An 18,691-nucleotide genomic window follows, 5' to 3' on the forward strand; every position below is an offset into this window, starting at 1 on the left:
GCCTCACAGCTTCCCGCCCCGCCCGCCGTCGCGCCGCGGCGGCGCGATCAGCGTGGAGAGGTACGGCAGCGGGGCCCCGTCGAGGTCGGAGGCGGGCCGGATGGACTCCTCCTCCAGCCCCAGCGCCGACCCCCACACCGCGTCCCCGGTCCGCCCGGTCTCCCGCAGCGCCTCGGCGACCTCGGCGGCCTGCCGCCCGAACTTGTACGCCACGACCGTCCCCGGCCCGGCCAGAGCCTCCTTCAGCACGGCCGACCCCGCCGTCACCGGCACCAGCGTCAACGGCTCGGTGCCCTCGGTGAGCACGGCACCGGAGCGCGCCGCGAGATCCTGCATGGCGGTGATGCCCGGCACGGTCTCCACGACGACACCGGGAACCAGCTCCACGATGGTCTGCGCGAGATACGTGAACGTCGAGTACACGTTGGGGTCGCCGATGGTCGCGAAGGCCACGGTCCGGTGCTGCCCCAGCAACTCGGCGACCCTGGCGCCCGCCGCGTCCCAGGCGGCCTCCCGCCGCGCCCGGTCGGCGCGCTCGTTCAGCGCGAACACCACCCGGACGACGTTCTCCGCGGGCACGTAGTGCAACACGGTCGCCTCGGCCCGACCGGGCTCGCCGCCGTCCTTTCCATCAGATGCGGCCATCACGGGTACGACGACGACGTCGGCCGCGCGCAGCGCGTTGACCCCCTTGACGGTCACCAGCTCCGGATCCCCGGGACCGACCCCGACCCCGACCAGCCTGCTGCTCATGACGTCCGGCACCTCTCCACGAACCGACGGGCCACACCGGGCTCGGCCGCCCAGTGCGTGTGCAGATAACTCGCGTGCACACCCTGCTGTACAAAACCTTCGACCCGCCGCACCGGGGTCCGCAGGCCCCAGGCGGGAGCGGCACCGGCGCCGGGCTCGACGACGGTGCGATGAAACTCGTGCCCGCGCATCCGCGTCCCGGCGACGGCCAGCACACTGTCCCCGACGGCGACGGCGTCCCGGTAGCCGAGGGTCAGCCGTTCACTCATCCGCGCGGTGGCGTCCAGGACCCCGCACATGGGGCGGCCGTCCAACTCCCGGCAGAGGTAGAGCAGTCCGGCGCATTCGGCGGCCACGGGCGCGCCGCTCAGGGCCAGTTCTGCAACGGCCTTGCGCAGCGGTTCGTTGGCGGACAGCTCGGCGGCGTACACCTCGGGGAAACCGCCGCCGATGACCAGACCTGCGGTGCCTTCGGGCAGTTGCTCGTCCCGAAGCGGATCGAAGGTGACGACTTCGGCGCCGGCGGCGGTGAGCAGCTCGGCGTGCTCGGCGTAGGAGAAGGTGAACGCGGGGCCGCCGGCCACCGCAACCACCTCACGCTTCTCCGTTCCGATGACGGGCGGTTCCCACGGAGCACACGACAACGCTCCCGCACTCCGCGCCAGTCCCAGCAGGGCTTCGAGATCACACCCTTGCTCGACCTGCGCGGCCATGGCTGCCACAGCATCCACCGCGTCGGTCCGGCGTTCAGCGACCGGCACCAAACCCAGATGCCGAGAAGGCGTATCCACCTGAGCCGCCCGCCGCAGCACACCGAGCACGGGCACACCCGCCGAGTCCAAGGCCTCCCGAAGCAGCTCCTCATGCCGGTCGGACCCGACCTTGTTCAGGATCACGCCCCCGACCCGCACCTGAGGATCCCAGGAAGCGAACCCGTGCACCAGCGCCGCCACCGACCGCGACTGCGACGACGCGTCCACGACCAGCACCACCGGCGCCCGCAACAGCTTGGCGACATGCGCGGTGGAGGCCAGCTCCCCCTCACCCGCCGCCCCGTCGTACAGCCCCATCACGCCCTCGACGACGGCGAGGTCGCACCCCCGCGCCCCGTGCAGGAACAGCGGAGCGACCAGCTCCGGCCCGCACAGGTACGCGTCGAGGTTGCGCCCCGCCCGCCCGGTCGCGAGCGCGTGGTACCCCGGGTCGATGTAGTCCGGCCCGACCTTGTGCGGGGACACGCTGAGCCCCCGCGCGGCGAACGCGGCCATCAGACCCGTGGCAACGGTGGTCTTGCCGCTGCCCGAGGAGGGCGCGGCAATGACCAGCCGAGGCACCGCCGACATCACCACTCGATGCCCTTCTGGCCCTTCTGCCCCACGTCCATGGGGTGCTTGACCTTGGACATGTCGGTGACGAGGTCGGCGAAGTCCACCAGCTTCTCCGGCGCGTTACGACCCGTGATCACGACATGCTGAGTACCGGGCCGGTTCCGCAGCACCTCCACGACCTCGTCCGTGTCCACCCAGCCCCAGTGCATCGGGTACGCGAACTCATCCAGCACGTACAGCCGGTACGTCTCGGCCGCCAGGTCCCGCTTGACCTGCTCCCAGCCCTCCCGGGCCTTCTCCTCGTTGTCCATCTGAGCGTCCCGCTGGACCCACGACCAGCCCTCGCCCATCTTGTGCCAGTCGACGGTGCCGCCCTCGCCGGAGGCGCCGAGCACCCGGAGCGCGTTCTCCTCGCCGACCTTCCACTTCGCCGACTTGACGAACTGGAACACCCCGATGGGCCAGCCCTGGTTCCAGGCACGCAGCGCGAGCCCGAACGCGGCGGTCGACTTGCCCTTGCCGACCCCCGTGTGGACGACGACCAGCGGGCGGTTGCGCCGCTGCCGGGTCGTCAGACCGTCGTCCGGAATCACACTCGGCTGTCCCTGCGGCATTACGCGGCCCTCCTCGAAGTCCCCTGCACATCCCTGACCAGCCCGGCGATCGAGTCCGCCCGCAGCTCGTCCAGCGTCACCGCCGTACCGCCCAGCTCACCCGCGAGCTGCCCGGCGAGCCCCAGCCGCACCGGCCCCGACTCGCAGTCCACGACCACGGAGGCGACCTGCTCGGCCGCGAACAGCCGGGCCGCACGCCCGGCGAGGGCGACGGGCTCCGGGCCGCCGGTGGCCCGCCCGTCGGTCACCACGACGACCAGCGCGCGGCGCGCCGGATCCCGCAGCCGCTCCACGCGCAGCACCTCGTGCGCCTTGAGCAGCCCGGCGGCCAGCGGCGTACGGCCACCGGTGGGGAGCCGCTCCAGCCGGGCCGCCGCCGCGTCCACGGAGGACGTGGGCGGCAGGGCGACGTCCGCCGAGGCGCCCCGGAAGGTCACCAGGCCCACCTTGTCCCGCCGCTGATAGGCGTCCAGCAGCAGGGACACCACGGCGCCCTTCACGGCGCTCATCCGCTGCCGGGCCGCCATCGAACCGGAGGCGTCCACGAGGAAGAGGACGAGGTTCCCCTCGCGGCCTTCCCGCGTCGCCTGGCGCAGATCGTCCCGCCGGATAACCAGCCCCGGCCCCGACCGCCCGCGCGCCCGCTGATGCGGGGCGGCGGCCTGCACGGTCGCGGCCAAGTGCAGCTTGGACAGCGTCCCTTGGGGCCGCCGGGCCCCGGTGGTCCGCCCGTGCTCGGTGCGGGCGCGGGAACGCCGCCCCGCCGCCCCCTCACCGATGCCGGGCACGCTCAGCACCTTGGTGCGGAACGGCTCGGCGGCCCGTGCCGGCGACTGCTCCTGCCCGCCGGAGGCCTGCGGCTGCCCGCCCTCACCGGCCTCGGGCTGCGCGGCGCTTGCGCCGTCGCCCTGGGGACCGCTCTCGGGCGCCGGCTGCCCACCGCCGCCACCGGGCCCGTCGGGACCGGGATCGTCGTCCGGATCGTTCTCGTCCGAGCCCCCGAACTGCTCCAGCGTCTCGTCCAGCTTGTCCTCGTCGAGACCCGGCGCGTCGAACGGGTTCCGCCGGCGCCGGTGCGGCAGCGCGAGCAGCGCGGCCTGCCGGACGTCCTCGGCGAGCACGTCCGTCCGCCCGGCCCACGCGGCGAGCGCGGTCGCCGTACGCGCCATCACGATGTCGGCCCGCATGCCGTCCACCTCGAAGGCGGCACAGGTCGCCGCGATCTGCCGCAGCGCCCCGTCGCCCAGCCGCACCTGCGCCAGCAACTCCCGTGCGGCCACGATCCGTTGCCGTACGGCGGCCTCCTCGCCGGCCCAGCGTGCGGCGAAGCCGGCCGGGTCGTCGTCGTACGCCAGCCGTCGCCGCACGACCTCCACCCGCTGCTCGGGCTCCCGCGAGGCGGCGACTTCGACCGTCAGCCCGAACCGGTCGAGCAACTGGGGCCGCAGCTCGCCCTCTTCGGGGTTCATCGTGCCGACGAGCAGGAACTTCGAGGCATGCCGTACGGAGACGCCCTCGCGCTCGACGTACGAGGCCCCCATCGCCGCGGCGTCCAGCAGTAGGTCGACCAGGTGGTCGTGGAGGAGGTTGACCTCGTCCACGTACAGGATCCCGCGGTGCGCGTCGGCCAGTAGACCCGGCTCGAAGGCCTTCACGCCCTCGGCGAGCGCCCGCTCGATGTCGAGCGCGCCGACCAGCCGGTCCTCGGAGGCGCCGACGGGGAGTTCGACCATGCGCGAAGGCCGCTGAGCGCCCGGCCCCGGCTCGTGCGGACCGTCCGGGCAGGACGGGTCCGGCGCCGCCGGGTCACAGGAGAACCGGCACCCGGCGACGACGGCCACCTCCGGCAGCAGCGCCGAAAGGGCCCGTACGGCTGTCGACTTGGCGGTGCCCTTCTCGCCGCGCACCAGCACACCGCCGACCGCCGGGGACACGGCGTTCAGCAGCAGCGCGAGCCGCAGGTCGTCCTGGCCGACAACGGCCGTGAAAGGGAAGGGAGTTGTCACTGGTCGCCCTCCAAGTCGCCTTCCAGCTCCAGGTAGGTGGCGCGCAGCCGCTCAAGCGTGTCCGCGTCCGGCTCGGCCCACAGCCCGCGGTCCGCCGCCTCCAGCAGCCGCTCGGTGATGCCGCGCAGCGCCCACGGGTTGGACTTCTTCATGAAGTCCCGGTTCTCCGGGTCGAAGACGTACTCCGCGCTGAGCTTCTCGTACATCCAGTCGTCGACCACGCCCGCCGTGGCGTCGTAGCCGAACAGGTAGTCCACGGTCGCCGCCATCTCGAAGGCGCCCTTGTAGCCGTGCCGGCGCATGGCCGCCATCCAGCGCGGGTTGACCACACGGGCGCGGAAGACGCGGTGCGTCTCCTCGCCCAGCGTGCGGGTCTTCACCTGGTCCGGGACCGCCGAATCACCCACGTACGCCTCGGGGTTGGCGCCGGTCAGGTGCCGGACCATCGCGACCATGCCGCCGTGGTACTGGAAGTAGTCGTCCGCGTCGACCAGGTCGTGCTCGCGGGTGTCCACGTTCTTCGCCGCAACGGCGATGCGCTTGAACGCGGTCTCCATGTCCCCGCGCGCCGCCCGTCCGTCGAGCCCGCGCCCGTATGCGTAACCGCCCCACACCGCGTACACCTCGGCGAGGTCCGCGTCCGACCGCCAGTTGCGGGCGTCGATCAGCGGCAGCAGGCCCGCGCCGTACGCGCCCGGCTTGGAGCCGAAGATACGGGCGGTCGCGCGCCGCCGGTCGCCGTGCTCGGCGGTGTCCTCGTCGGCGTGCGCCCTGACGAAGTTCTGATCGGCGGGCTCGTCCAGCTCCGCCACCGTCCGCACCGCGTCGTCGATCAGCCCGACCACGTGCGGGAACGCGTCCCGGAAGAAGCCGGAGATGCGGACCGTGACGTCGATGCGCGGCCGGCCCAGCTCCGCGAGCGGGATCACCTCGAAGCCCGTCACCCGGCGCGAGGCGTCGTCCCAGACCGGGCGGCAGCCCAGCAGCGCCAGGATCTCGGCGATGTCGTCGCCCTGGGTGCGCATGGCCGACGTACCCCAGACGGTGAGGCCGACGGAGTTCGGGTACTCGCCGGTGTCCTGGAGGTAGCGCTGCACCAGCGAGTCGGCGAGCGACTGGCCGACCTCCCAGCTCAGCCGGGAGGGAATGGCCTTGGGGTCGACCGAATAGAAGTTCCGGCCGGTCGGCAGGACGTTGACCAGGCCGCGGGTCGGCGAACCGGACGGGCCCGCCGGGACGTAACCGCCGTCCAGTGCCTTGAGGATGTGGCCGATCTCGTCCGTCGTGCGGGCGAGGCGCGGCACGACCTCGGTGCAGGCGAACTCCAACACTGCGACCGCGTCCGGGAGTTCGGTGCCGAGCACCTCGCGGACGAGCGGCGCGCTCTCGGTGACCGCCCAGTCGCGGGCCTCCATGGCCTCCGCGATCCGCCGGCACAGCTGCTCCAGCAGGTCGATCGTGTCGGCGGCCGTGCGGGACGGGCCCTCCACCAGGTCCGTCAGCTCCACCGGCACCTTCACCGGCGCGCCCGGCTCCGCGAGCAGCTCCTTCTCGACGAGCCCGAAATGCTCGGCCAGCGAGGCCCGCAGGCCCGGCAGCGCGTTCGCCTGGCCGCCCCACACCTGGGAGGCGCGCAGCACGGCGAGGACCAGGTTCACGCGCGGCTCGGCGACCGGACCGCCGCCGAGGATGTGCAGGCCGTCGCGGATCTGCACGTCCTTGATCTCGCACAGATAGCCGTCGATGTGCATGACGAACTCGTCGAAGTCGTCGTCGTCCGGCTGCTCGTCCACGTGCAGGTCGTGGTGCAGCTCGGCCGCCTTGACCAGCGTCCAGATCTGGGCGCGGACGGCCGGGGCCTTCGTCGGGTCCAGGTCGGAGACGAGCGCGTACTCGTCCAGCAGCTGCTCCAGCTTGGCCAGGTCGCCGTAGGTGTCGGCACGGGCCATGGGCGGTACGAGGTGGTCGACGACGGTGGCGTGGCCGCGGCGCTTGGCCTGGGTGCCCTCGCCGGGGTCGTTCACGATGAACGGGTAGATGAGCGGGAGGTCGCCGAGGACGGCGTCGGGCGCGCATCCGCCCGAGAGCCCGAGACCCTTGCCCGGCAGCCATTCCATCGTGCCGTGCTTGCCCATGTGCACGATGGCGTCGGCGCGGAAGCCCCCCTCCGATGTCGCAGCCTCCAGCCAGCGGTAGGCCGCCATGTAGTGGTGCGACGGCGGCATGTCGGGGTCGTGGTAGATCGCGATCGGGTTCTCGCCGAAGCCGCGCGGCGGCTGGATCATCACGACGACGTTCCCGAACTGGAGGGAGGCGAGGACGATGTCGTCGCCGTCCACGTACAGGCTGCCCGGCGGCTCGCCCCACGCCTCCAGCATGGCGTCGCGCAGCTCGGGGTCGAGCCGGTCGAACCACGCCCGGTAGTCGGCCAGCGGCACGCGCGCGGGCGCCGCCGCCAGCTGGTCCTCGGTGAGCCACTCGACGTCGTGGCCGCCGGCCTCGATCAGCCGGTGGATCAACTCGTCACCGTTGTCGGGGTATTCGGTGAGGCTGTAGCCGGCGTCCTTGAGGGCGTCCAGGACGCGGACCGCCGACGCGGGCGTGTCCAGGCCCACCGCGTTGCCGACCCGCGAGTGCTTGGTCGGGTAGGCGGTGAAGACGAGCGCGAGCTTCTTGTCGGCGTTCGCCTTGTGCCCCAGCCGCGCGTGCCGTACGGCGATGCCGGCGACGCGCCCGGCCCGCTCGGGGTCGGCGACGTACACCGGCACGTCGTCCGGGCCCTGCTCCTTGAAGGAGAACGGCACGGTGATGAGCCGTCCGTCGAACTCCGGAATCGCGACCTGCATCGCCGCGTCCATGGGGGACAGGGCGGCGTCGGACTCGTCCCAGGCGCTCTTCGAGGAGGTCAGGCAAAGGCCCTGCAGCACCGGCACGTTGAGGTCGGCGAGGGCTCCGATGTCCCAGGCCTCCTCGTCGCCGCCCGCCGAGGCCTGCGAGGCGTGCGTGCCGCCGGCCGCGAGGACGGTGGCGATCAGAGCGTCGGTCCGGCCCAGGATCTCGTACAGTTCGGCGTCCGCGCCGCGCAGCGAACCGCAGTACACGGGAAGGGCGTTGGCGCCCTGCGCCTCGATCGCCTCGCACAGCGTGTCCACGAAGGCGGTGTTGCCGCCCAGCTCGTGGGCCCGGTAGAAGAGCACGCCGACCGTCGGACGGCCCTCCCGGAGCTCGTACGCGCCGTGCACGCCGTACTCCGGCATCTTGCGCGGCTCCTCGAAGCCCTCGCCGGTCAGCAGCACGGTGTCGGAGAGGAACCGGGCCAGCTCGGTCAGGTTCGCGGGCCCGCCCTCGACCAGGTACTTCAGCGCCTCCGCCACCACACCCGCCGGGACGGACGACTCGGCCATCAGCTCGGCGTCCGGCACGGCCTCGCCGCCCAGCAGCACGGTGGGGATGCCGGAGGCCCGGAGCGCGGCCAGCCCGTCCTCCCAGGCGCGCTTGCCGCCCAGCAGCCGTACGACGGCCAGGTCCGCGCCCTCGATCAGCCCCGGCAGCTCGGCGGCCACGTCGACGCGGGTCGGGTTGGCGATCCGGTACGCGGCGCCGGAGGCCCGGGCCGCCAGCAGATCGGTGTCGGCGGTCGACAACAACAACACTGTGCTCATGCGGGCGCTCCCGGTGGAATGAAGGGCAGTCCTTGTGGCGCGCCCGACTCGATGAGCCGCCAGAGCGCGTCCGTGTCCGCGTGCTGTTCGATGAGGTCGCCGAGCCGGTCGAGCTGCTCCTCGCGCAGCGCGGCGAACGAGGTATCGGGGGCCGGCACGAAGCGGCGGCCCGCGGCGGCGGCCACCTCGCGCAGGAAGGCCCGCCGGAAACCGTCCGACTCCAGGGAGCCGTGCCAGTGGGTGCCCCAGGTCTGGCCGACCCGGCAGCCGTCCAGGCTGTGTCCTTCGTCATCAGAGATGAACGCTTCTCCACCCTCGACGGAGGCGACCCCGTGATGGATCTCGTACCCGTCGACGCGCTCGCCGAGGGCTTCCCCGGTCGGACGCGTGAGGGTCTTCTCCCGGGCGAACCGCACCCGCACGGGGAGCAGGCCGAGCCCTGGGACGGCACCGGCGCGCGACTCGACCTCGTCCTCGATGTGCTCGCCGAGGATCTGGAAGCCGCCGCAGACGCCGAGGATCGGACGTCCTTCCGCGGCCCTCCTGACGAGGGCCTCCGCCAGCCGCCGCTCCCGCAGCCACTCCAGGGCCCGTACGGTCCCGCGCGTGCCCGGGACGACCACCAGGTCGGCGTCGGCCAGTTCCTCCGGCCGGTCCACGAAGCGCACCACGACGCCCGGTTCGGCGGCGAGCGCGTCCACGTCCGTGAAGTTGGACATCAGCGGGATCGCGCAGACGGCGACCCGAAGGACGTCCTCGCCGACGGGCGGGGCGACGTTCGACTCCCGCACGGTCCCGCGCAGGGAGACACGCAGCCCGTCCTCCTCGTCGATGCCGAGCCCGTGCCGGAACGGCAGCACGCCGTAGGTGTGCCGACCGGTGAGCCCGTGCAGCATGTCCAGCCCCGGCTCCAGCAGGCCGACATCGCCGCGGAACTTGTTGACCAGGAACCCGGCTACCAGCTCCTGGTCCTCGGGCGAGAGCAGGGCGACCGTGCCGAAGAAGGAGGCGAAGACGCCGCCGCGGTCGATGTCGCCGACGACGAGCACGGGCAGCCGCGCGTTTCGCGCGATGCCCATGTTGACGATGTCGGTCCGCCGCAGATTGATCTCGGCGGGCGAACCGGCCCCCTCACAGATCACCGCGTCATACGTGCCCCGCAACTCGGCCAGACAGTCCAGGACCGTGCCGAGGAGCTTCTGCTGGCGCCCCCCGTGGTACCCGCGTGCGCTCAGCTCGCCCACCGGCTTGCCGAGCAGCACCACCTGGCTGCTCTGTTCGCCGCCGGGCTTGAGCAGGACCGGGTTCATCAGCGCGGTCGGCTCCACGCGGCAGGCCTGCGCCTGCATGGCCTGCGCCCGCCCGATCTCCGCGCCCTCGCGGGTCACGAAGGAGTTGAGGGACATGTTCTGCGCCTTGAAGGGCGCGACCTTGACGCCCTGGCGCACCAGCCACCGGCAGATCCCGGCCGTCACGACGCTCTTGCCGGCGTCGGAGGTGGTGCCGGCGACGAGGAGACCCCCGTTCACTTCCCACGTCCCTTCAGGCTGTTGACGAGGAGGCGCCCGGCGACCGTGGTGCCGAGCGCGAGCAGGCCGACGCGGCGGGAGAGCCGTACGGCCCGGCCGATGTCGGGGACCTGGACGGCTCGTCCGGTGTCCCCGCCCAGCACGGGCCGGTGCTCGACGCGCCCGCCGTAGGAGAGGGTCCCGCCGAGCCGCACGCCGAGGGCGCCCGCGAACGAGGCCTCCACGGGCCCGGCGTTGGGGCTCGGGTGCCGGCCCGCGTCCGCCCGCCATGCCCGGACGGCGCCGCGCGGGTCGGGTCCGGCGACCGCGGCGAGTACGGCGGTCAGGCGGGCGCCCGGCCAGCCGGCGAGGTCGTCGAGGCGGGCGGAGGCCCAGCCGTAGCGGCGGAAGCGGGGGGACTTGTGACCGACCATCGCGTCCAGGGTGTTGACGGCCCGGAACCCGAGCAGCCCCGGCACCCCGCCGACCGCGCCCCACACCAGGGCGCCCACGACCGCGTCGGAGGTGTTCTCGGCGACCGACTCGACCACCGCGCGCGCGATCCCGGCGGCGTCGAGCGCCTGCGGATCCCGGCCGCACAGATGAGGCAGCCGCGCCCGTGCCGCCTCGGTGTCCCCGGCCTCCAGGGCGCGCCCGATGGCACCGGCCTCCCGGGCCAGCGAAGTGCCCCCGACCACGGCCCAGGTGGCGGCGGCGGTCAGTGCGACGGTGGCGGCGGGGGAGCGGCGTACGGCGCGCTCGGCCGCGGCGCCCAGCGCGACGGCGCCGCCCGCGCAGACGGCGGTGTGCAGCGCGCCCCAGCCGCGGTGGTCGTGCCACAACGCGCCTTCCACGGCGGTGGCCGCCCGTCCGAACGCGGCGACCGGATGCCCGCGGCGCGGATCACCGAGGAGCAGGTCACCGAGGAGCCCGGCGGCGGCGCCGTAGGCGTAGGAGCGGCCGTACGCGCGAGAGCGATCGGCACCCATCGGTTCAGCCGGTCACGGAAGCGACGGCGGTTGTGGCGGTGGTCCTCGATCTGCGGCCGAGCATGGCGATATGTGTCCTCACTCAGGGTGTCCACGCCCTGGTTCGACGAGATCCGGCGGTGAGAGTTCCTGGCTCCCGGGGTGTTCTTCCCCGGTGACAGTGGCGGGACCGCGCCGGATTCGCACCGGCTTCCTCTCTTGCCGCCGTACATGGCCTGGGCAGTCCACCACGCGCCCGGAACGGCCGTCAACTTGCCGTTGACCTGCACGGGGAGAGTGTGCTGAGGCCCACATGGACGGCGTGCGGGCATGCGTAAGGCTCCTCTCCGGAGCGAGCCGGTGAGGAGCCTTACGGGGCCTTGCTGAGCCTTACGGGACCTTGCGGACGGTCGGTCAGGCCTTGTGCATGATCAGGTAGATGCCGTACGCCACCGCCGCCGCGCAGGCCGCGAAGCAGACGTAGGCGCCGGTCACGGCGAGGGCGGCGGAGTTGCCCTGTGCCGCGGCCCTCTCCCTGCGGGACAGGCCGTTGACGCCGAGCGTGAACAGGGCCACCAGGCCGACGGTGAACGCGAGGCTGACGCCGAAGACGGAGCCGAGAGCCGCCCAGTCGATCTTCATGATGCTTCCTTAGTAACCGGGGTTGCTCGGGGTCAGGCGGTGGCCGACAGGTCCTCGGCGACCGTGCCCGCCGGGGGCGGGGTCACGGCGGCGATGGCGGTGGTCACCACGCCGGCCGGCTCTGCACTGTCGGTGTCGTTCACGTTGCTGTGGTCCACGACCTCGCGGCGGGAGAACTTCCAGATCGCGGCGCTCGCGGCGACCAGGAAGACGCCGACGACGGCGGTGCCCCAGTCACCGAGGTCGGTGAGGGACTCGGCGCCCGCGCCGACCAGCGCGGCGGCCGGGAGGGTGAGCACCCAGGCGACGGCCATCCGGGTCGCGGTGGACCAGCGGACCACACCGCCCTTGCGGCCCAGGCCCGCGCCCATCACCGAGCCGGAGACGACGTGGGTGGTGGAGAGGGAGAAGCCGAGGTGGGAGGAGGCCAGGATGGCGGTGGCGGCGCTGGTCTGCGCGGCGAAGCCCTGCTTCGGCTCCAGGTCGGTCAGGCCCTTGCCCATGGTGCGGATGATGCGCCAGCCGCCGATGTAGGTGCCGAGCGCGATGGCCAGGCCCGCGGAGAGGATCACCCAGGTGGGAGGGTTCGAGCCGGGGGCGATGGAGCCGCCCGCGATCAGCGCGAGCGTGATGATGCCCATCGTCTTCTGCGCGTCGTTGGTGCCGTGCGCGAGGGAGACCAGTCCGGCGGAGGCGATCTGGCCGGCGCGGTAGCCCTTGCGGGTGGCCTCGGCGTCGGCGTTGCGGCCGATGCCGTAGGAGAAGCGGGTGGCGAGCATCGCGGCGCCGCCGGCCACGATCGGGGCGGCGACCGCCGGGAGCAGGACCTTGGTGACCAGGACGTCACCGTGGACGGCGCCGAAGCCGGCGGAGGCGACGGTGGCGCCGATCAGGCCGCCCATCAGGGCGTGCGACGAACTGGACGGCAGCCCCACCAGCCAGGTCAGCAGGTTCCAGAGGATCGCGCCGACCAGGGCGGCGAAGATGACCTCGGGGCGGATGCCGTTCTCGTCGACGAGCCCCTTGGAGATCGTGTTGGCGACCTCCACGGAGAGAAAAGCGCCTACAAGGTTGAGTGCGGCGGACATGACCACCGCGACCTTGGGCTTGAGCGCACCGGTCGAGATGGTCGTGGCCATCGCGTTGGCGGTGTCGTGGAAACCGTTCGTGAAATCGAACGCGAGTGCGGTTACCACCACAATCGCGAGGATCAGCGAGAAGCTTTCCATTTACCCAGGCAATCTTTCGAGGTCATTGGCTGTTGGACCGTAGGCAACCTGGGTGAACGGAAGGTGAACTGGTGTAGGCCTCAGGGTTGCCGCAACGGCGTGTCAGGGTTCCGGTCGCCCCTCTCGCCCCAGGCGTCCCTTGGCTGCTGGCCGCGCGCGAAGTCCCGCAGCCGGGCCGCCGAGCCGTGGAAGAGATTCTGGTCACCCGGCAGCCCGCCCCCGGTGCCGTACTGCCAGAACGTCCACTCCTGCCAGCCGCCCGGCAGCTCCCCGGGGCCCGAGGTGCCGTGGCGGGCGATCCACAGGGCATGGTCCGCGGCGAGGGCGCGGCTGTCCCCGGTGCAGGCCTCCCACCAGTGGGCCGTCGTGTAGATCACCGGCCGGCGGCCCGTCTCCCGCCGGACCTCGTCGCTGAAGGACCGGATCCAGCGGACCATCTCCGCGCTGCTCAGCCCGTAGCACTCGTCCTTCTTGTCGTACGGGTTGTACTCGATGTCGAGCGCCGGCGGCAGCGTCCAGCCGTCCGCCCGCCAGTCGCCGCCGTGCCGCACGAAGTACGCGGCCTGCTGGGCGCCCGAGGACGTGTCCGGCAGCGCGAAGTGGTACGCCCCCCGGATCAGCCCCGACTGGCGCGCGCCGTCGTACTGCCGGTCGAAGTAGGGGTTCTGGTAGTCCGTGGACTCGGTCGCCTTCACGTAGACGAACCGCGCGCCCTTGGACTCGGCCTCCGGCCAGTCGACATGCTCCTGATAGGACGAGACGTCGTGCCCCCGGGGCAGGCCCGCCATCTCCTGCGGCGGCCCGGTGTACGCCGTCGCGGTGCCCGTGAGGGCGAGTGCGGCCGTGGCTGCTGCGAGGACTCCGGCGCCACGGCGGAAGGGTGTGCGGTTGCGAGCCATACGTCTTCCCGGGGTCGAGCGGGCGGGGTCCTTCCACCCGGTGGGCAGGAAAGATCATTGAATGCCGGGCGGCGGGGGGATCGGCGTCGTCCGCGGGCGTTTCGCGCCCCTGTCCGCCCGTTCGGGGGTACGGCTGGCAGGATCGCCGCATGGCTGAAGAGCAGGGGCAGACGGAAGAGCGGCACCCAAAGACGGCGGACGTGGCGAGCGTCTGGGCGGAGCTGACGGCGACCGCCCGCCGGACCGTCACCGACGGGCTGGTGGTCGGCACCTCCGGGAACGTCTCCGCGCGCGTCGGGGACCTCGTGCTGGTCACGCCGTCGGGCGTGCCCTACGACCGGCTCACCGAGGACGACGTCACCGGCGTCGACCTCTCCGGCCGGCAGGTGCTCGGCACGCTCGTGCCGACCAGCGAGCTGCCCATGCACCTCGCGGTCTACCGCACCACCCACGCGCGTGCCGTCGTCCACACCCACGCCGTGCACGCCACGGCCGTCTCCACCCTCGTGTCCGAGCTGCCGCCGATCCACTACATGACCAGCGCCCTCGGCGGCCGGGTCCGCGTCGCCCCCTACGCCACCTACGGCACGGACGAGCTGGCCGGCAACATGCTCCGCGCCCTGGCCGGCCGCTCCGGCTGCCTCCTGCAGAACCACGGCACGATCACCCACGGCGCCACCCTCGACCAGGCCTACGACCGCACCGCCCAGCTGGAGTGGATGTGCCGCCTGTGGCTGACGGCGTCCTCGGTCCCGGGCCTGACCCCGTCCCTGCTGACCGAGACCCAGCTGACGGAGGTGGCGGAACGCCTGAAGGGATACGGCCAGCGCGGCTGACCTCCGGCGCCCCGCCCCACTCGTTCGGCTGGCCGGTGCCGGGAACCCCCACGACACTGGACGGGTGCGCACCGTCAAAGCGACAGCCGCCGCGGTCACCGCGGTCCTGGCCGCCGGCGCGGCATCCGTCGCCGCCGGCCGGATGGCCAGCGACGCCGCCCTGAAGGCGCCCGCGGGCCGCCCCCTGCCGACCGAGCCCCGGCTGACCGTGCACGCCACGGCCGCCGGCCAGATCGCGCTCACCCGCGACCTGGCCTCCCTGCGCCCCGGCCGCTACGGCCTCTCCGGCGACGGCTCGCACGCGGTCGTCGGCCCCGTCCTGGCGACGGCCCAGCACACCGCCGACACCGTCGTACGCCGCCTCGAACGCGTCACGCACGGCACCTTCGCCCCCGGCGACGCGGTGTGGCTCACCCCGAACGTGTACGTCGGCAACCCGGACACCGCCCTCGGCCTCGACCACGCCGACGTCGACATACCCGGCGAACTCGGCGCCCTGCCGGCCTGGTTCGTGCCGAACTACCGGGACACCTGGGTGATCGCGGTGCACGGCCTGGGCACCACCCGCGAGCACGCCATGAACCTCATGGGCTTCCTGCACGAGCGCCGCATGCCGGTCCTCGCGCTCGCCTACCGCGGCGACCTCGGCGCCCCGCGCCCACCGGACGGGCTCAACCATCTCGGCGAGACCGAGTGGCGCGACGTGGACGCGGCGATCCGCTACGCCGTCCGCTACGGCGCCCGCCGGGTCGTCCTGCTCGGCTGGTCCACCGGCGCCACCATGGCCCTGCGCGCCGCCGAGCACTCCGTGGTGCGCGAGCGCGTCGCCGGGCTGGTCCTCGACTCGCCGGTGCTCAGCTGGGAGGCCACGCTGCGCGCCCTCGCGCAGGCCCGCCACACCCCGGAGCCGCTGCTGCCGCTCGCGGTGCGGGCCGCGCAGGGCCGGGCCGGACTGCCCGCCGACCAGGTCACCGAGCTCGCCGACCCGGCCTGGATCACCGTGCCCACCCTGATCATCCACGGCCCGGACGACACCGTGGCCCCCTGGCGGTACTCCCGCCGCCTCGCCGCCCGCAGCCCCGAGCGGGTCACCCTCCACACCGTGCCGGACGCCCCGCACGCGGCGATGTGGAACGCCGACCCCGCGGCGTACGAGGAACGCCTGCGCCGGTTCCTGACCCCGCTGATGTAGACGGGTCCCGGCCGTTCCGTTTAAGGCTGTACGACCTGCCCGTCAAGGCCGTACCACCGGGCCTGCGAGGCCGAACGACTGGCCGGAGCACGTCTCCTCTCCCGCCCCCGCACCCCGTGCGTTGGCCAGCCCCGTAGCCCCCCGTGACATTCCGTTTGGGTTTTCGGACCGTCAACCGGAAGACTGCACCCGTGACGTCCCGTATCCCGCGCGACTCCAGGCTCCGACTTGTCCGCCCGCGCCCCCTGGCCGCCGCGCCCAGAGCTGTGAACCAGCGGCGCTCGCGGCGCCCCGCGCCCCGGCCGCCCGAGGGCACCCCGGCCCCCGCCGAACTGGCCCGCATGGCGCGCACCGGCCTGGCCGGCGCGGTCCGCGTCGCCCGCTGGGCCGACACCGCCCTCGGCCCCGGCCGCACCGGCGCACGGGCCGACGGCAAGGCCACCCTCTCCGGCGCGACCGCCGATCGCGCAGCGGCCGACCTGGGCCTGACCACCGCTCAGATCCGCGCCGACTGGGACATCGCCCGCCTCGCCGGACTCGTCGAGGTGCACGGCGACAGCGCGCGCCCCGGCTGGCGGCTGCGCGCCTGGGACCGGGACGACAGCGCCGTGCTGCGCGGCTGGGTCGCCCTCTTCGACGCCTGGTCGCTCGCCTACCCGGAACCGGCCGACCACGAGCCCGCCGCGGTCGCCGAGGTCGTCTCGGCCATGCCCCAGGTGCTCTCCTTCCTTCAGCTGTCCGCCGGTCCCGTTCCGGTCGAGCAGTTGCTGGACCTGCTCCAGCAGCGGGTCACCGAGCTGCGCACCGAACGCTGCGAGGTCCCCTACGAGCCCGGCACCGAGGAAGAGCCCGCGCCCGCCGCCGACACCCCGCTCGACCCCCTGCTCGACTGGGCCCTCAAGGCCCTCGCCTCCGTCGGCGCCCTGACCTACGGCACCGGCCAGGCCACGCTCACGGCGCTGGGCAGCTGGGCGGTATGGGTCAAGCTGGAGCAGATCTGCGTGGCCGCGCAGAGCCCGGCCGGCAACATCGAGCAGTCCGCCGAGGACATGCTGCGCGGCTGCGCCCAGCTCCGCCCCAACGCGGCCCGCGCCGAGTACCGCGCCTGGCTCGCCGCCCGCCCCGTGGGCGGCGCCGTCGGCGAACTCGTCCACGCCGCCCGGGGGGACGACGCCCTGCTGCGCGGTCTCGCCTTCGAGGCGCTGCGGGTCGTCGGCGCTCCCGCCGAGCCCGATGTGCGCGCGGTCGTGGACGAGCCCGCCCTGCGGCCGTACGCCCTGCTCTGGCTCGCCGAGCACGACGGGGTCGACCCCGAGGACGCCCACGAGGTCCTCACCCGGGAGGAGGCCACCTGGCTGTGGGTGGACACCGCCGCCGCGGTCGCCGACCACGGCGAGGCGCCGATGCTGGTACGGCACCTGGAGTCCGCGGTGCAGGCCACCGTCCCCGCGCTGCTGGACGAGGTCCGCGCCGTCGGCCATCCGCGCACCGTGCAGGTCCTGGTCGCCCTGGCCGCCGCCCACCCCGACCCGGCCCTGGCCAAGGCCGTGCGCCGAGCCGCGTTCCAGGTGCACACCGGGGGATAGCCCCGGGGACAGCCCGGGGACGGCCGGCCGGGGATCAGCCGGCCGAAGACTCAGGCGCCGATCTCGGGGGCGTACGTCCCGAAGCTCCAGACGTTGCCCTCGGCGTCCCGGGCCATGTAGTCCCGCGAGCCGTAGTCCTGGTCCGTCGGGGGCATGAGGATCTCCACCCCGTGGTCCACCGCCCGCTGGTGGTGTGTGTCGACGTCGTCCACGACCACGTACACCCCGGCGGGTCCCGCGTCCTTCATCGTCGCGTCGAAGAGGCCGCCGCGGCCCTTGGAACCGATCATCACCGCGCCGTTGCCCTGGACCAGCTCGGCGTGCATCACCTTGCCGGCCTCGGTCTCGTACACCGACAGCTCGGTGAAGCCCAGCGCCTCGGTGAGCTGCTTGATCGCCGCCTTCGCGTCCGCGTACAGAATCGTGGGGTAGACGCTCGGCCGTCCGCCGCCCGTGCCTGCCATGCCGATCACTCCTTCGCGCGTCGGTTTCATGCCTCGCCCGCAGTGTTGCACCCGGCACCGACAACGCGTCCGCGAATCGTGTCGCAGGGCCCCGGACCCCCGCCCCGGGACTACGCTCTGCGCCGTTCCGTGGCCCTGGATGTGCCTGCTGGATGTGCCTGAGCGAAGGGGGGAGCGGTGACCGCTCTGCCGCACGGCACGGACGTCAGGGACAGCGCCCCGGAGCCCTGCGCCCCGCACGGCGCCGACACCGGTCCCTCCTGCGGCCTCTCCCGCCCCAGCCTCCTCGCCGGCCTTCTCCTCGCCGGCTGTCTCCTCGGGGCCGCCCACCACATCCGTCCCGCCCCGTACGGAGACCGCCTCGCCACCCGCGTGGGCGCGCAGCCCGCGGTGCGGACCGGCGGGTGGGCGGCGCGGGTCCGCGGGGACGCCGTCGAAGGCCGGCCGGCCCAGGGCGGGGTGCCGGGCTGGCGGTACGCGCGCGAGGGGCGCCGGCCGCTCTACGTGCTGCCCGCGCGCGGGGACACGATCGCGCTCTGGGACGACGGGCTCGTCACCGCCACCGACGGCCGCTCCGTGCGCTGGCACCGCGCCCTGCCCGACGCCGACGAGTGGCTGCCGGCCCAGGGCGGCACCGGCGTCCTGCGCCCCCTCGGCCGCGGCATCCTCGCGGTCGTCACCCCGCACCGCGTCACCGCGTACCGCACCGCCGACGGCGACCTGCGCTGGGTGCTGCCCGCCCACCGGGACTGCGCGTTCCGGCCCGAGCGCGCCCTGCGCCGCGGCCCGGCCCTGCTGATCGCGCAGCCGTGCCCGTCCGGCGCCTGGACCGGCCAGCTCGTCGCCGTCGACGGCCTGGGCCGGATCACCCCGGACCGCACCCCCCTGGGCAACGACCTCGCCGGCCGGAGCCCGGCACGCGCGGACCCAGAAAAACCGCTTGCACAGCCCCGTTAGAATTACTCCATGGCCATTCTCCTCGCGCATTAGACGGCGGGAACGTC

Annotated in this window: 15 protein-coding genes and 1 riboswitch; of the genes, 4 read left to right on the top strand and 11 right to left on the bottom strand. The window is 73.5% G+C overall.

Annotation, left to right across the window (positions count from 1 at the left end; all coding sequences use genetic code 11):
* Nucleotides 1–3: 3 nt before the first annotated feature.
* The 10 genes from cobI to ACWD35_RS35730 all read right to left on the bottom strand — a co-directional run bounded on the left by cobI (nucleotide 4) and on the right by ACWD35_RS35730 (nucleotide 13,609).
* On the bottom strand, nucleotides 4–765 hold the full coding sequence (cobI, locus tag ACWD35_RS35685; RefSeq protein ID WP_451355509.1) for a precorrin-2 C(20)-methyltransferase: 762 nt from the start codon (nucleotides 763–765) through the stop codon (nucleotides 4–6).
* Nucleotides 750–2,096, bottom strand: a complete 1,347-nt coding sequence (locus ACWD35_RS35690) for a cobyrinate a,c-diamide synthase (protein WP_451355510.1) — start codon at nucleotides 2,094–2,096, stop codon at nucleotides 750–752. Before ACWD35_RS35690 ends, cobI begins: the two co-directional genes overlap by 16 nt.
* Nucleotides 2,096–2,695, bottom strand: coding sequence for a cob(I)yrinic acid a,c-diamide adenosyltransferase (gene cobO / locus ACWD35_RS35695; RefSeq protein WP_451355511.1), 600 nt, complete (start codon nucleotides 2,693–2,695; stop codon nucleotides 2,096–2,098). Before cobO ends, ACWD35_RS35690 begins: the two co-directional genes overlap by 1 nt.
* Nucleotides 2,695–4,701 (bottom strand): putative cobaltochelatase, encoded by a 2,007-nt coding sequence (locus ACWD35_RS35700; protein WP_451355512.1) that lies wholly within the window; start codon nucleotides 4,699–4,701, stop codon nucleotides 2,695–2,697. The genes cobO and ACWD35_RS35700 overlap by 1 nt, the downstream gene beginning before the upstream one ends.
* Nucleotides 4,698–8,363: a cobaltochelatase subunit CobN gene (cobN, locus tag ACWD35_RS35705; RefSeq protein ID WP_451355513.1), complete on the bottom strand. Its 3,666-nt coding sequence runs from the start codon at nucleotides 8,361–8,363 to the stop codon at nucleotides 4,698–4,700. The genes ACWD35_RS35700 and cobN overlap by 4 nt, the downstream gene beginning before the upstream one ends.
* Nucleotides 8,360–9,892: a cobyric acid synthase gene (locus ACWD35_RS35710; protein ID WP_451355514.1), complete on the bottom strand. Its 1,533-nt coding sequence runs from the start codon at nucleotides 9,890–9,892 to the stop codon at nucleotides 8,360–8,362. The genes cobN and ACWD35_RS35710 overlap by 4 nt, the downstream gene beginning before the upstream one ends.
* Nucleotides 9,889–10,860, bottom strand: coding sequence for a cobalamin biosynthesis protein (locus ACWD35_RS35715; RefSeq protein WP_451355515.1), 972 nt, complete (start codon nucleotides 10,858–10,860; stop codon nucleotides 9,889–9,891). Before ACWD35_RS35715 ends, ACWD35_RS35710 begins: the two co-directional genes overlap by 4 nt.
* Nucleotides 10,861–10,963: 103 nt before the next feature.
* Nucleotides 10,964–11,105, bottom strand: a riboswitch (cobalamin riboswitch).
* 148 nt (nucleotides 11,106–11,253) lie between these two features.
* Nucleotides 11,254–11,481, bottom strand: coding sequence for a hypothetical protein (locus ACWD35_RS35720; protein ID WP_451355516.1), 228 nt, complete (start codon nucleotides 11,479–11,481; stop codon nucleotides 11,254–11,256).
* Nucleotides 11,482–11,513: 32 nt separating this feature from the next.
* Nucleotides 11,514–12,710 (bottom strand): anion permease, encoded by a 1,197-nt coding sequence (locus tag ACWD35_RS35725; protein ID WP_451355517.1) that lies wholly within the window; start codon nucleotides 12,708–12,710, stop codon nucleotides 11,514–11,516.
* 80 nt (nucleotides 12,711–12,790) lie between these two features.
* Complete coding sequence (locus ACWD35_RS35730) at nucleotides 12,791–13,609, bottom strand: lysozyme (protein WP_451355518.1); 819 nt, start codon at nucleotides 13,607–13,609, stop codon at nucleotides 12,791–12,793.
* 149 nt (nucleotides 13,610–13,758) lie between these two features.
* On the opposite strand from ACWD35_RS35730, the gene ACWD35_RS35735 reads away from it, so the two are divergent.
* The 3 genes from ACWD35_RS35735 to ACWD35_RS35745 all read left to right on the top strand — a co-directional run bounded on the left by ACWD35_RS35735 (nucleotide 13,759) and on the right by ACWD35_RS35745 (nucleotide 17,223).
* Nucleotides 13,759–14,445 carry a class II aldolase/adducin family protein gene (locus ACWD35_RS35735; protein ID WP_451355519.1) on the top strand — a complete coding sequence of 229 codons (687 nt, stop codon included), beginning with the start codon at nucleotides 13,759–13,761 and terminating at the stop codon, nucleotides 14,443–14,445.
* Nucleotides 14,446–14,509: 64 nt separating this feature from the next.
* Nucleotides 14,510–15,637, top strand: coding sequence for an alpha/beta hydrolase (locus tag ACWD35_RS35740; protein ID WP_451355520.1), 1,128 nt, complete (start codon nucleotides 14,510–14,512; stop codon nucleotides 15,635–15,637).
* 191 nt (nucleotides 15,638–15,828) lie between these two features.
* On the top strand, nucleotides 15,829–17,223 hold the full coding sequence (locus tag ACWD35_RS35745) for a hypothetical protein (protein ID WP_451355521.1): 1,395 nt from the start codon (nucleotides 15,829–15,831) through the stop codon (nucleotides 17,221–17,223).
* A 50-nt stretch (nucleotides 17,224–17,273) separates the two neighbouring features.
* Here the strand turns inward: ACWD35_RS35745 and ACWD35_RS35750 are convergent, their stop codons facing one another.
* Nucleotides 17,274–17,687 carry a VOC family protein gene (locus ACWD35_RS35750; RefSeq protein ID WP_451355522.1) on the bottom strand — a complete coding sequence of 138 codons (414 nt, stop codon included), beginning with the start codon at nucleotides 17,685–17,687 and terminating at the stop codon, nucleotides 17,274–17,276.
* 177 nt (nucleotides 17,688–17,864) lie between these two features.
* Here ACWD35_RS35750 and ACWD35_RS35755 point away from each other — a divergent pair, with 177 nt between their 5' ends.
* Nucleotides 17,865–18,644, top strand: coding sequence for a hypothetical protein (locus ACWD35_RS35755; RefSeq protein WP_451355523.1), 780 nt, complete (start codon nucleotides 17,865–17,867; stop codon nucleotides 18,642–18,644).
* Nucleotides 18,645–18,691: the final 47 nt, after the last annotated feature.

It is taken from the genome of Streptomyces sp. NPDC002671, from assembly GCF_053592475.1.